Below are 12,705 nucleotides of genomic sequence, written 5' to 3'. Positions count from 1 at the left end.
AAAGCCTAGAGCTCACTTCTTCTCGATTAAAAAAGTTTAACCACCGGCTCGGCTCCCAAGTCAGAAAAAGGAGCAAGGGGTACAGCGCGAGCGCGATCACCGCTAAGACTAAACCATCCCTGACGTTGAGCCTCGCCTCGGCGCTGAAGAGGCTTCGCTCAGCCGGTCTCGTCAGGGAGGCTGATGTCAGCGACATGCGCTACCTCTACCTGGCAGGGCAGGCCGAAGGCGCGGAGCCCATGAATATTCCGCTAGGGCCCTGGATCAGTGAAGGGGTAGATGAGCCAGGCGCGGCCGGTGGCCTGGAAAACCTTTAAAGCACTACTGTTACGAGAATAGCACGTGTGTACTCAGCTAACAGTCCTTGTGAGAGGTTAAAGGACATAGGCGTCATATTCGTGCAGCCGCTTTATGAGCAGAATATCGGCTATATAGCCCGCTGTATGAAGAACTTCTGCCTCTCGGAGCTCCTTCTCGTGAAGCCAAGGTGCTCATTGGGGGTTGAGAGCATAAGGTACGCGATGCACGGAGCAGACGTTATTGAGAAAGCTAGGGTCGTCGACAGCTTCGAGGAAGCCATTAAGGAGTTTGACCTCGTGGCATGCACCACAGGTGTGAAGGGAAGCGGCGTCCTCAGGAGATACTTATCGCCCCGTGAGGCCGCCGAGATAATCGCTGGGAGTACTGGTCGCCGCGCCATTGTTATCGGCCGCGAAGACTGGGGGTTGACGAACGAGGAACTTTCACTCTGCGACCTGGTGGTCACCATAGAGGCTAACCCGGACTACCCCTCCTTGAACGCTTCTCACGCGGCGGTGATCGTCTTCTACGAGATATTCAATGCTCTGGTGCGAATCCCCAAGCCGAGGGTCGAGCGCCCAAGGAGAGAGGAGGTCGAGAAGCTTCTCGAGTACATCGACCTCTTAGGGCTAGAGCTGGGCTACGACGACGCCAGACGCGAAAAAGCGAAGCTCATAGTAAGGCGCCTCGTCGCCGAAACCATGTTCTCTGCCCTCGAGCTGAGGGTGTTGCTCGGCTTCTTCGGTGATAGCTTAAGGAAAGTTAAAAGTTGCGGAGAACGGGCGCACGCATGGGAAGCATAGGAAAGCTTATATCACCACTTTCCAAATGCGTTTACGGGCGTTAGGTGATATAGCATGCCGCTCAGACCTGGCAGGTGTTACAGGCACTTTGGCACGCCACCTTACACAAGGCTCGAGTACATTAAGAGCAATCCCCCAGTACTTATACCGAAGTTTGACCTAGGCAACGCTCAGGGGAAATTTAACACCACCCTCAAACTTGTAGTCCTCAAGCCCGGCCAGATCAGGGCCAACGCGCTCGAGGCCGCTAGGCAACACGCCAACAAGTACCTCTCATCGAAAGTCGGAGACACGAACTACTTCATGAGGATAGCCGTTTATCCGCACCACATCCTGCGTGAGAACAAGATGATGGCAATGGCAGGCGCTGACAGGCTTCAGGACGGCATGAGGCTGTCCTTCGGCACACCTGTGGGTAGGGCTGCTAGGGTTGAAACCAATCAGCCCATAATAATAGTCAAGGTGGACTCCAAGAACCTCGAGCACGCCAAGGAAGCTCTGAGGAGAGCTGCCTCAAAGATACCTCTCCCAACACGTATCGTGGTTGAAACGGCTGGCTAGTGGGGATCGTCGGTGAATAGGGTTGCAAGAGCTCCACAAAAAGCGAATTGAAGTAGCCATTAACATCTGGGGCGAAATTCTCGAGGGCTCTTTCTCAAGCAGGAGCGAGCTCGTCAGTTTCGTTCGCGAAGTATACGAGGAGAACAGGCTCGAGCCGATCCGTGGAAAGACGAAGATCGACATATACGACAAGGAGCTGGCGACGATATACCTTGTCGGCAAGTACGGTCTAGGCCTCGATGAAGAGCCTGAGAGATACTCGCACCTTTTCAGCATCGAGCTTAAAAGCGACAAAGTCATTGAGAGAGTTTTACAGGGTGACAGCCCGAGGAAGAGCATGCTCGAAGTGTTCGGAACGCTTGACGAGAACATGGTCTTCCGCGTGCTCCGCCTTGCAATGACCGCGGTGATTCTAGGCTTCATGCCCGAAGAGAAGTTCATAGCCGTTCTCACAAGCTTCGAGAAGGAGTTCCCCGAGCTGGATAAGAACATACAGGGGTTTAAGCGATTTTACATAGCATACAGGCTGGCCGAGGAGATAGCTGCTGGCAAGGTGAGAAACCGGATCGAGAAAGAAACCCTCAAGCACGCTATGTGTGTTCGCCTAAATGCTGAGAGAGCAGCTCCGCCCGACCGGTTCATAAGGGAAATCGCCGTTGAGGCTTTAAGGATACCTGAGCACAAGGTAAACTCCGCGCTAAGCCTCAGCGATTAGAAAATCTTGCAATCGGCGTCTCGATAATCAAATTCCGGCTGCGCCTGGAGAAGAGAATGATTTATATTAGTCCAGTATTTTAGCTGGAAGGGCTGGATGTATGCCTAAGAAGAGGAAGTCTCGCGGACGCCATAAAGGCGGTAAAGGTAAAGAGGATCTCGTGCAGTGCGACGAGTGCGGTGCGCTGATACCCAGGTCGAAGGCCGTTAAGATCACGAAGCCCGTCGTGGCCGTTGACCCGCAATTACTGAAGGAACTGAGGGACAAAGGTGCTGTAATCCCGCAGTACACAGTGACGAAGTACCTTTGCCTTCGGTGCGCCATACACCGGGGAATAATCAAGATCAGACCAGAGGAGGAGCGTAAGAAGGAAAACATCAAATGGAACTTCTTCTAAGCGAATACAACCGCGTATTTATTCTCTACTCAAACACAGCTGCAACTGCGCCTACTTTTACCGAGGAAACATTAACAACGGAGGGCGGCAGAATGGACGTCGTTGCGAGGAGCGCCATATATGCACTCTGGGACCTCGGGGTACCTCGAAGAGACGCCGCCTTCATAGCGGTCTTAAACGGCCCACCCGACCCTCCTGCGACACTCTTCCTCCGCCCGGCTAACGTGGAGCTTAGCGAGAAAGCGCTGGGATCCGAGATACTCAGCGCTCTAAAAGGCTTTTCGAGTATCGCTCAGACATACCGCCTCGATGCGGCGAAACTCCTGGTGAAAGTTAAGGAGATGGGCTTCAAGCTGGCTCTTCTCATCGAAAACGGTGAAGACATCTCACGCATTCCTGACCTTTGTGGAAGGAAAACAGCTTTTGTTGTCGGCGATCATTTAGGCTTTCCTGACCACTTCCTCCGATCTTCTGAGAAGTTGGTTGACGTTAAGATAAGTCTGGGAAAAACACCCTACCTTGCAAGCCACTGCATTGCCTACGTGAACGACGTTCTTGACGGTTGCACTAAATCCTCGAATCCCTGATTAAAAACGCTGATTTCTATATTCCCCCGAAGCCCACAAGCGCGGTTAAGATGAGAAAATCAGGCGCTGATCCGACTCTTCCAGCGTCCAGGCATCTAACTCGTCTCTACGCAGGTACCTTAATCCTGGTCTCGCAAGCCCTGAGATGTTTGGTGAGTAACACTTCGGGCATCTCGAGACTTTCACCTGCAGCACGTTACCGCAGACGTTGCAGATGTGCAGCCCTAAAATTGTGATTGTAAACTGACGTATGCCTTTACTATGTAGAGCTGTTAAAAGCTCCTTAAGTTGCATCGTTGCAATCTTGCTGACGCGGATCTCCAGGATGCTGGCCTTGCTTCCCAGAAGGCCCTGTATGCCGGCTTCAAGCTCCAGGAGCTCTTGCTTTGTGCGTAAGTTTCTGTTCAAGGATAGTGGACCAAGAGGGTTTACGTGGAGGTGCAAGGGGTTTAGGTAGAGTGCTACCAGCATCGTTAAAAAGCTACTGGGAGTGTAGAGCGTGCTTACCACGCTCGTATCAGCTAACATCTTGTGCTCTGAGACCGAGTAGTACTCTCTCATTATCCGCTCCGTTATGATCCGTTTGTACCTCTCAGGCTCTGAGAGCAACTCCCTCGGTACCGGCACTTGCCGAAGAAGCCCTCCTTCAACCCCCGCAAGCGATACGTGAAACAAGTGCTCCACATGCTGATAACCTCCTGACTCTAGCACCCTTGCAGCGCCGGCGCTCTGCCTCCTCAAGTGCTGGACAGTCTTCTCTAGCTGCCGCTCGGTTTCCATGAGGAAGTCCGTGCTCTTGTAGGCCTTACTTAGCACGAAGGGCATAGGGAAGGTTGCCGTTCCCAAGTGAAGGATCGGACTCTCGCTACGCATTAATGCATACAGAAGCTGAGACGGGAAGACGCTACCACTGGTAAAGACAACTGGAACCCCGTTGTTCACAAGCTTCGCTATCATCTGGAGCGCGTCGTCGCCGATTCTCTCCCAATTGTAGACGACAAGAAGAGAGTTCGCAAACGGGAGGTCACCTGCTATTCTCTCAAGCAATATGTGCAGAAGCTTCTCGTCACCCGATGCATCCACAAGGTAAGTTACCGGCAACACGGCATCGGACACCAGCAAGATGTCTATGACCTTCTCCGCATCGCTGCTTACGCTCGACGCGAAGTCCACGACAACCTCCGGGAAAAGCTCCCTTCTTTTAAGCACGAGCTTCAGCATGGACAGGCTCGGAGAAGGTAGGTAAAGCGACGCAACCCCACTGGCCCAATTCACGTTCAGAAGGAGAAGGTTCGACGCGACGATTTCTAGGAGGCCTGACTCCGTCAGAACGTCTAAGCTCTGGGAATATACGCCGCCCTCCCTCCCGGTGGGGCTCAAGGGGCGCGCTGCTTCACCCATGCACCGGTTCCTGGCAAGTATCCAGTAGAGTGAGGCGTCCACCACTGACTGAGGTATAAATCCCGAGGTGTAGCCAGCGGCCTCCAGCTCCTCGATCAACGTCCTTAGAATCCTCTGTTGGCTACAGCTACCTGACGCCACCACGCCTCGCGAGCTCAAGAAAGACTCAACGTAGTGCCGAAGGGGGAGAGCGTACCCTTGCCTCACTAAAACACTCAAATCACTAGCAGCTGCTATCTCGATGCTCCCGATAATCGAAAGCGCGCTTTTCCCCAGTGGAGTAATCTCGTAGACATCACCATTGTGCTCGATAAGCTTTCCCAGCTCAAGCTTCTTCATATGGTAAGCTAGCCCGGCAGGCGTCGCCCCCACACTCCTAGCTATGTCGTTGTACCGCATGGGAGACCTTTCCAGCAGCTTTAAAATCTCCACCCTCACTGGGCTCGCGAGCGCGTCTAAGATCCTGCTAACATCCTCGGATTTTCTCCCTCGTCTACCCATACCTAACCGTTAACCAGTTAAACCTGCTAAATTACATTGCCCCAGAGTTTCGTGAACTCACTTTACCCTGATTGGAGCAAAAACAGGAACTCAGCCTTTTCGCTTTTCCCAAGTAAGGATACCGTACTCTAAAAGGAATACTTTCGAATTAGTCCCTTTTTTAAATGTACGGTGAAAAAATAGGATCATGCCTCCTTTTCAGCGTGGTCGCATCAACTATTTACCGAGACTATGAGGAATTCAGTCGAAGAGTGATTCTAACAGTCATCGACATGATCAGGCGCACAAAAGGAGGTATGATCACCTTTAACTCGAAGAAGATAGCGGTACTAGCCGGAATAGAGTCGCACCCGGTAGTGCTCACTTTGATAAAGGACGTTCTCGAGAGGCTGAAAGAGAGAGGCTACATACAGGAGGTTGGGCGAACTAAACACGGTGTGAAATTCTCCGTTACCCGTGAGAGCCCGCTTTGGATCCTCGCAAAGAACTACGAGAAAGTGACCATCAAAGGTCTCGAAGATCTAGACGAGGTCGTTGAAAAGCTAGCGCCGAGGGCGCTCGCATAACGCTATTATGGCCGCCCTCCCCTACTATCGTTGAAGAAACGATGCCCCGCGAGCAGAAATCACTCGCTTCGCGGATCGTAGAGTTGGCGGAGTCTATAGCATCGCAGGAGGGTCTGTCCCCACCCAACACTCTGGTAGTTGTCGTAGACCGCCTTTACAAGCCGAAACTGGGCTTTATGGAGGGTCTCGATGTGGATCCAGCCTCGAACACGCTAATCGTTGAGAAATCCACGCTCGACAACATGGTCTACAGGATCCTCGCGGGCGTGTTCTACCTCTCGTACTGGAACACATTCGGCGTCAGCGATTCCACCCGTGCAAAGGAGCTCGCCAGGAAGCACTTCTTTAAAGCACTCGTCGCGTTGAGTAAGGGTTCGTCATGAAATTACTCCTCACCACGGTGCCCGGTCTCGAGTTCATAGTGCGGGAGGAGCTAGCAGAACTACTCGGACAGGTTGAGACGGCTTATACCCCTCTGTCGGGTAGAGTCTTCGCGGAAATTGAGGAGCCTCTCGCCAGGATACTGTCGATGCGCTCGATCGAGAATGTGAGACTCATTCTCGGGGAGGGCGACACCCTTAGGGCAACGACCGAGGCTTCTTTGGACGCAATGAAGGAGCTATCAAAGGGTCTGAAGACCTTCGCTGTTCGTGCCGAGCGCGTGACGAAGGAAGCACCTTTTACCTCGCTAGACCTTGCGCGCGATTTGGGCACGTTGCTCTCGGAAAAGCTGGGACTGCAAGTTCAGCTCGACGTACCAGACATCGTTTTCTACGCCGAGTACGAGAGGGGGACCTACAGGGTCGGTGTAGACCTAACGCCCTTCTCGAGCTTGAGGGATCGGCCTTACCGCAGGTGGATCCATAGGTCTGCTTTGAACCCGATAATAGCCTACGCCATGTGCCGCCTAGCCGGGTCTACAGGTATGCTGGTTGACCCGTTCTGCGGGAGCGGAACCATAGTGCTGGAGTGCCTCAGCCTTAACACCCACAGGGAGGCCCTCTGTGCCGACATCAGCGTTGCGTCGCTTCTCGGTGCCCGGGAGAACGCGTGGGCCGTAGGACTTACCCCTCACCTCTACGCCCAAGACGTAGCGAACCCCGCTCTACGGGAAAACGTGGCAGTGGATGCAATAGTCACAAATCCGCCGTTCGGGCTCCGAGAGAGGCCTGTAGGCGGGCTAGAGAGAGTATACGCGGCTCTCTTCAGCTTAGCCGAGAAGGTGCTCGCGGAGGGGGGTCGGTTGGTGGTTCTCACACCTCACAGAGAACTTATTCAAAGATTTAGCAGGTTGAATGCTGAGAAGTGCATTGAAATAAACGAGGGTGGTCTGACCTCGTGGATCTACGTTTTTTCGGCCGCGCCTGGCTCATCCACCCCTTCACTGATCCGGAGCCCCCTTTAAGGGTTTTCATGGGCTCAGCGCCTTCGGCCCGCCCTGCCGATTCACGCCCGCTAAGGGCTGTGCGGCGGGGCTTGCCTCGGCGCCTCTTTGCCTCTTCACACCGCGCGCGGCATCCGGCAAGCGGCTCGTAGGCCGTGCCGGGAACTGGGGCCGGGGCCTGCACGTCGCTGGGCTACCTCGCTATGCTACGAGGCGCTCCGTGGACCAGCGCTCTCGGGTGCTGGCTGAGCCACTTGTCCAGAGCTCCGAGGTGCTTCTCCGCATCGCAGGCCTTTAGGAAGAGCTTCGCCGCGTTGGCGCAGGCTGCCCAGTCCCTGCCGTAAACTAGGCCGCACTTGGGGCAGCGGTAGTAGCGCTTCCCCAGCTCTACGCCCCAGGCTCCGCAGAGAGGGCACCGCTTGCCCGATACGTTGTTCTCTGGCTGGAACCACCTGGCTCCCTCGTAGAGCGCTAGGTTCTTGACGCGCTCCGCGACCCTCAGCAGCGTCCTCTGAAGCCCTGAGCCTTTGAGGGACTCGGCCTGGGGCACGTCCGCTACAATGACGATGAGGTAGCCCTGATCCCTGAGCTTTCTGACCAGGCTCCTCACCTCTCTGAGCACGCCTCTGACCCAGTCGTTGTTGACTTTCTTCACCTTCCTCGAAGCCTGTCTAGCTATGCGCTCAGCTCTCTCGGGCGTGGTGTTTATCTTCGCCCTCAGGCGCTCCGCGAGCCTCAGCGCTTCCTCCACCGTGTAACCCTTCCCCGCTCTTCGCAGCTTCTCGGCGTACCTCCTCTCCCTGAACCTCTCTACGGTCTCACTCCAGCTCTTAACCTCGGAGTAGCTGCGCATCAGCGCTGCAAGCAGTCTCAGCAACGTGGTATTCGGCGGCTTAAAGACTCTCTGCGTCAGGAGCCTTGCTTCGCTGTCGAACGCGAAGGCCATCAAGTACAGCCCGTGAGAGCTGTTCACGTCCACCGCTATTACCGCGAGCCTGTCGTTGCCGTTCCACCACGCCGGCTTGATCTCGCGGTGCGCAGCCAGCCTTAGCCTGCCCCTCGCAGTAAGTTGCAAGGTCAGCTTCAGATCGGGGAAGCGCCCGACGTCCTCGAGCACCGCTCTAATCAAGGACGGCTTCAGCCTCACCGCGATGTTAGCGCTCGGAATGCGGAGCTCGCCCCTGAAGGTGTTGAGTACCGCAACGGCAGCGGTGTTGCCGTGGAGCCTCCTGCTACCTTCAATTATTTTGACTGACAGGAGCATCGGTGGTGGCGTGAACCTGCTACGCCTCTTGCTCTTCCTCCTTGCCTCTGTCAGCATTTTGTACCACTCTATACCGTAGTGGAGCAGGCCCTTCGGCAGCTCGGCCAGCCTCGAAGCCTCGTCGATTAACTCCTCCCTGAACTTCTCAGGCTCTTGCGTGAATGCCTCGCCGTGCCTCCTCTCGAGCTCCTCGCCGGCGCGCTCAACCGCTGAGGCAACGCTGAAGTAGAGGCTCCGGAGCCGAAGCCTCACCTCCCTGCTCGCCTTTACCTCCCACACCCTGAACGCGTCGACGCGCTTCTCGCCGTTCTTACCCCCCTTACCTTCCCCGCTCAAGGTTTCACCCCCTTTTACCGGGGAGCCGGGCGTGAGCCGCGGCCCCCATCCGCCCCCACCCCCAGAGGAGCGGGGTGCGGGGGAGCCGCAGCACAGCCCAGCCCCCTTAGGGGCGCTACCGCGTGGTTGCCGCAGTGTCTCACACCCTGTGAGCTAGCGGTGGCTGAGCTGCGAGTAGAGGCAAGCTAGCAGCCTGCAGAGCTCCAGGCATCGCTGTTAACACCACACACCTGCAGCGCAATCTCACATGCTGTGAAGCCCGGCCCACATGCCGCGCGCGGCCCCAGGCGCGTGGGCTGCTTCGCGGCCCTCCCGCCGAGCCAGCCCAGGCCCGGCGGCGCCAACGCCTCGCTAGCGGCCCGTCCACCCCCGAGGGCAGGGGGCCGGCTGCCAGGGGGCGGGGAGCAGCCGAAAAGCCGCCGAAAACAGCCCCTCGCCCTAGCCCGCCCCAGGCCGCGTGGGCGTGGAAGCGGGCTTCGGGCAGCCGGCTTGCGGGCGGGCACTACCGGCCCAGGGCCAGGCTGCGTGGGCGTGGCCCCGCAGACCGGCACCTTCACGCCTCAGCGGCCGCGCTGGGAGCCCGCGTGGGGATCCCTGGGGGCGCGGCGCTTCATTGACGTAGCCCGCCACCCCCCTCGCGGGGGGCCCGGCCCCCACCCAGCCCAGTCCCACCACGTCCCAGAGGAGCGTGGAATGGTGGGCTGGGCGGGTAAAAAAGGGGTGTTTTTAAGGGGCTTTCTCTCGGGCCACCGCAGGCCCCGGCCGCCTCTCCCCCCTAAGCGCTAGTGCACTGGGGGTCGGCGTAGCCTAGGTGCCCGGGGCCCTCGCATGCAGGCGAGCCGCTCTGCCCCCTCCCGCCCACTGTCTTTTCCCCGAGAGTGCAGGCGCCCCCTCTCCCCTCTTGACGGGCGCCAGTTTTCTCGGGGAAGCACCCTGGCCCGCGCCGCTGAAGCCGGCTCACCCCTTCACCGGCCAATGCCTGCGGCAACGGGCCTCCATACCCACCTTGGACAAGGGGGTTAATATTCATTCCGATGATTACGCCGAAAGTATAACATTGTTACACTAGCCACCGTGGCTTTAGGGGTTTTTCAGCGGGTAGTCGCGACTGCTTCTTCAGGGCTTATAGCTACGTGAGAAGGGCGAGATCTGCACGCACATCGCTATAGTGATGCTGCACCGGAAGCTACTGAGGCCCCATGCCTAAGTGTCCTGAGCGCCTGCTCGCCGCACGCCACCTCCTCGACGCTGTAGCCGAGCAGAGCGAGCAGGCCGCAGGCCCTCCCCATCAGGTAGACGTAGCGCACGTCGCCGACGACAGCCTCCTTCACTAAGCCAGCTGGGCAGAGCCTCTCGAGGGCGCTGGCTATGTATTTGGTGTTGCGCGTGCCGAAGGCCCTGCTGAGCGGCTTGGGCTGCCCGAGCCTCCAAAGCACCTTGACGAGGCCGGTCAGCTCGAGCCACCTTGCCACGCTCTCCCAGACCTCCCTGTCTACCTCGACCCTCACGGCTGAGTATAGAGTGGGGGTTTAAACTTTCACACAGGCTGTGCTACATAGTTTCCCGGAGTGAGCGGTCACGAGCCCGCGCCCGAACACCCTCCCGCAACCACCTCTCTAACCCGCTGGAAGCAAGGGAAGAGGAGAGTCGAACACGGGAGGAAACAAGGGAAAACTCAAAAAGTAGCATTGCTACCCCCCACGGAGACCGCGACCTAGCTGCTGCAGTGGGTCAGGACGACATCCCCGTCTCGCAGGATAAAGCATAATACAGCCTAGCTATCACTCCCCCTAGCTTTTTCAGCATCCTGCCCACCTCGCTCTCGGAGTCCACTAGGATGAACCTGGCCGATGATAGCTTGTCTAGAAGCCCGAAAACCCTTTCCCTTGAGGCTTCGTCGAAGAAGAGCTCATCCACGATTACCACTTCTTCGACGACACCCCACTCGCTCACCTTTTCCACCGCCTCCAGCCCCACGATGACCCTTCCGGAGCCCTTGAATAATTCATCTATCAGCTTTTCCGCCTCCTCGGCCTCTACGACGGAACGGATCTCGGCGAACAACGGCCTCAAGTCCTGCCTTCTCAGTAGCTCGTACACGCCAGCCTCACCCCCCTCGCTCACTTTGATCACTCTAGCCTTGATGCCTGCCTCCTCAAGAGCCTCTTCTACGGAGCTCAGCAACCTCTCGGTGGTTAGAACCACTACCTCGTCGTACTCCTCTACTCGATAGTGGCTCTTCAAAAGCTCCATCTGCCTTGTCAGCGCGGGGAGCACGGATTCCCTAATGCTCGTTTCTCTGTCGCCGCGCCTGGAGTAGTAAGGTATGTTGCTTCGTACCTCGACGCCTACCGGGGACAAGATGCCCACGGTTATCTCGTCGTCTCCTATCGATATTACTAGGACTTTTTTTATGAGTGATGACGCCCTTCTTAGAACGTCTCTGTCGAAAGCCCCTATTCCGTTCTTTTTAACTACGAGGACCTCGTCCCCGACGCTTAAACTCAGGGTGTGGTAGCTACCCTTCATGTGGACGTCCTCAGGAGCATCCGTGACTCTTCCTGTCAACCTCATAGACTTCGTGAACTTGCTGTAGCTCACCTTCTCAGCCTCGATCCCCACGTATACCTTTACGCGTTCCCCCTTCTCGACTCCTGTTTCACGCTCTATGCGAAGCTGGCGTGTAGTCCACGCGTACACGACGTCACCCCTCCTAATCAGAAGAAGCAGGTAGTAGAGGTCCTCAGGGGTCTCTACGACGAGCCGAAGCCTGTTACGCTTCTCATCTATCTCGATAACCCTCATTCCCACAGCCCCAGCGCATCTTCAAGGCTTGCGATCATGCGGGCTACAATGTACCATGCGTCGTAAGCCTTACTGCCCAACGAGAACGACACGTTTGCTACCCGGTATAGATCCTCGGAGAAGTCGCCGTGCGGGAAAGCACCTACTATGAGGGCATGCCTCTCGAACTGCATCAGCAGCTCGGATAGCTTCCTTGGAGTGGTGGGGGACCCTTTCTCGTTCAAGAGCGCGACGTACATAACACCTCTCTCCCTAAGCGCATCGCTGAGGCCCGTGTCCAGCTTACGCATAAGTACAACATCCCCTTTAGGCGGGACCCTCCCATACACAAGCAGCTGTTCCATAACGCCCGTGAAGCGGAGGTAGTTGCGCGGGATCCTCGTCGCGGGGTTAATCTCTATAACCTCTCCATTCACCGTGTGTATCAGCACTTCAAGCAACCCCACCTCGTTCAGGCGGCTACTGTGCGCGTTGAGGAGGCACATGTGCACGATGTCGGGACGCCCCCGCTTCTCGTGGTTCTTAAGCTTCTTCATGGCGTGGTAGTGGATTGACTTGTCGAGCAGGATCTCCGCAGGACTCTTCCCCCTCCTCCTCGCGTTGTTGAGCACTGCTGGGTGATTTCTGATCTCAGGAGGCACGAGCTCCAGCGCCGCGTCGCCAAGTATAAGACTTATCCTCTTCATTCTAAAAACCGCGATGAAGAGGCGTGGCGAGTTAAAAGATTTGGCACTCCAGCGCATCTCGCGGCTACTTGAGTTTGCGGGCAAGGTCTATGCTGTGGAGCCGGAGCTCGCAGACAGATACGGCGAGCTGGCGCTCGCTATTGCCCGTAAGGCAAGGCTGAGGTACCCAGAGTTTTTGAAGGCGAGAGTCTGCAGGAAATGCGGCGCCTTCCTAGTCCCGGGAACCACGATGCGCGTTAGGGTGAAGCACAAGGGGAAGATGAAATACATAGCTGTCACGTGCCTTAAGTGCGGCTACACTCGCAGGTACCCGCTCGGCAGAAACCCGCGCCTTCACAAGCCTTGGCGCATTTTATACGATACCGGAAGTAAAACATAACATTTATCCCAGTCGCGCCT

At 56.7% G+C, this 12,705-nt stretch carries 15 protein-coding genes; 10 read left to right on the top strand and 5 right to left on the bottom strand.

Going from position 1 to position 12,705, the window contains the following annotated elements:
• The first annotated feature begins 125 nt into the window (after positions 1-125).
• The 6 genes from ACNO7C_RS02690 (at position 126) to ACNO7C_RS02665 (ending at position 3,363) form a co-directional block, all read left to right on the top strand.
• Positions 126-317 carry a hypothetical protein gene (locus ACNO7C_RS02690; protein ID WP_460025463.1) on the top strand — a complete coding sequence of 64 codons (192 nt, stop codon included), beginning with the start codon at positions 126-128 and terminating at the stop codon, positions 315-317.
• A gap of 27 nt (positions 318-344) precedes the next feature.
• Positions 345-1,103 (top strand): RNA methyltransferase, encoded by a 759-nt coding sequence (locus tag ACNO7C_RS02685; RefSeq protein WP_460025462.1) that lies wholly within the window; start codon positions 345-347, stop codon positions 1,101-1,103.
• A gap of 54 nt (positions 1,104-1,157) precedes the next feature.
• Positions 1,158-1,664, top strand: coding sequence for a 50S ribosomal protein L16 (locus ACNO7C_RS02680; protein WP_460025461.1), 507 nt, complete (start codon positions 1,158-1,160; stop codon positions 1,662-1,664).
• Between the two features lie 22 nt (positions 1,665-1,686).
• The gene (locus tag ACNO7C_RS02675) at positions 1,687-2,379 is read left to right on the top strand and encodes a DUF2192 domain-containing protein (protein WP_460025460.1); all 693 of its coding nucleotides are present in this window, start codon (positions 1,687-1,689) and stop codon (positions 2,377-2,379) included.
• A 100-nt stretch (positions 2,380-2,479) separates the two neighbouring features.
• Positions 2,480-2,776 (top strand): 30S ribosomal protein S26e, encoded by a 297-nt coding sequence (locus ACNO7C_RS02670; RefSeq protein WP_318536326.1) that lies wholly within the window; start codon positions 2,480-2,482, stop codon positions 2,774-2,776.
• A complete protein-coding gene (locus ACNO7C_RS02665) occupies positions 2,761-3,363 on the top strand; it encodes an RNA methyltransferase (RefSeq protein ID WP_460025459.1) in 603 nt (200 codons plus the stop codon). Before ACNO7C_RS02670 ends, ACNO7C_RS02665 begins: the two co-directional genes overlap by 16 nt.
• A gap of 45 nt (positions 3,364-3,408) precedes the next feature.
• Here the strand turns inward: ACNO7C_RS02665 and ACNO7C_RS02660 are convergent, their stop codons facing one another.
• A complete protein-coding gene (locus ACNO7C_RS02660; protein WP_460025458.1) occupies positions 3,409-5,265 on the bottom strand; it encodes a helix-turn-helix domain-containing protein in 1,857 nt (618 codons plus the stop codon).
• 164 nt (positions 5,266-5,429) lie between these two features.
• Here ACNO7C_RS02660 and ACNO7C_RS02655 point away from each other — a divergent pair, with 164 nt between their 5' ends.
• From ACNO7C_RS02655 to ACNO7C_RS02645, 3 genes are read left to right on the top strand one after another with little or no spacing between them, the layout of a single operon-like run.
• Positions 5,430-5,831 carry a hypothetical protein gene (locus ACNO7C_RS02655; protein WP_460025457.1) on the top strand — a complete coding sequence of 134 codons (402 nt, stop codon included), beginning with the start codon at positions 5,430-5,432 and terminating at the stop codon, positions 5,829-5,831.
• 41 nt (positions 5,832-5,872) lie between these two features.
• Positions 5,873-6,214: a hypothetical protein gene (locus tag ACNO7C_RS02650; RefSeq protein ID WP_460025456.1), complete on the top strand. Its 342-nt coding sequence runs from the start codon at positions 5,873-5,875 to the stop codon at positions 6,212-6,214.
• Complete coding sequence (locus ACNO7C_RS02645) at positions 6,211-7,236, top strand: THUMP domain-containing class I SAM-dependent methyltransferase (RefSeq protein WP_460025455.1); 1,026 nt, start codon at positions 6,211-6,213, stop codon at positions 7,234-7,236. Before ACNO7C_RS02650 ends, ACNO7C_RS02645 begins: the two co-directional genes overlap by 4 nt.
• Before the next feature lie 172 nt (positions 7,237-7,408).
• Here ACNO7C_RS02645 and ACNO7C_RS02640 read toward each other — a convergent pair whose 3' ends face one another.
• The 4 genes from ACNO7C_RS02640 to ACNO7C_RS02625 form a co-directional block, all read right to left on the bottom strand.
• A complete protein-coding gene (locus ACNO7C_RS02640) occupies positions 7,409-8,815 on the bottom strand; it encodes a zinc ribbon domain-containing protein (RefSeq protein ID WP_460025454.1) in 1,407 nt (468 codons plus the stop codon).
• A 1,163-nt stretch (positions 8,816-9,978) separates the two neighbouring features.
• Complete coding sequence (locus ACNO7C_RS02635; protein WP_460025453.1) at positions 9,979-10,323, bottom strand: response regulator; 345 nt, start codon at positions 10,321-10,323, stop codon at positions 9,979-9,981.
• Positions 10,324-10,546: 223 nt separating this feature from the next.
• Positions 10,547-11,620: a pelota family protein gene (locus ACNO7C_RS02630; protein ID WP_460025452.1), complete on the bottom strand. Its 1,074-nt coding sequence runs from the start codon at positions 11,618-11,620 to the stop codon at positions 10,547-10,549.
• Entirely contained in the window at positions 11,617-12,306 is a 690-nt protein-coding gene (locus ACNO7C_RS02625) for a 16S rRNA methyltransferase (RefSeq protein ID WP_460025451.1), read from the bottom strand. Before ACNO7C_RS02625 ends, ACNO7C_RS02630 begins: the two co-directional genes overlap by 4 nt.
• Positions 12,307-12,319: 13 nt before the next feature.
• On the opposite strand from ACNO7C_RS02625, the gene ACNO7C_RS02620 reads away from it, so the two are divergent.
• Entirely contained in the window at positions 12,320-12,685 is a 366-nt protein-coding gene (locus ACNO7C_RS02620; protein WP_460025450.1) for a ribonuclease P protein component 4, read from the top strand.
• Positions 12,686-12,705 lie beyond the last annotated feature (20 nt).

It is taken from the genome of Infirmifilum tikiterense (genome assembly GCF_054696565.1).
The sequence above is the reverse complement of the archived record's forward strand: the minus strand, read 5'-3'. Positions and strand labels throughout refer to the sequence as shown.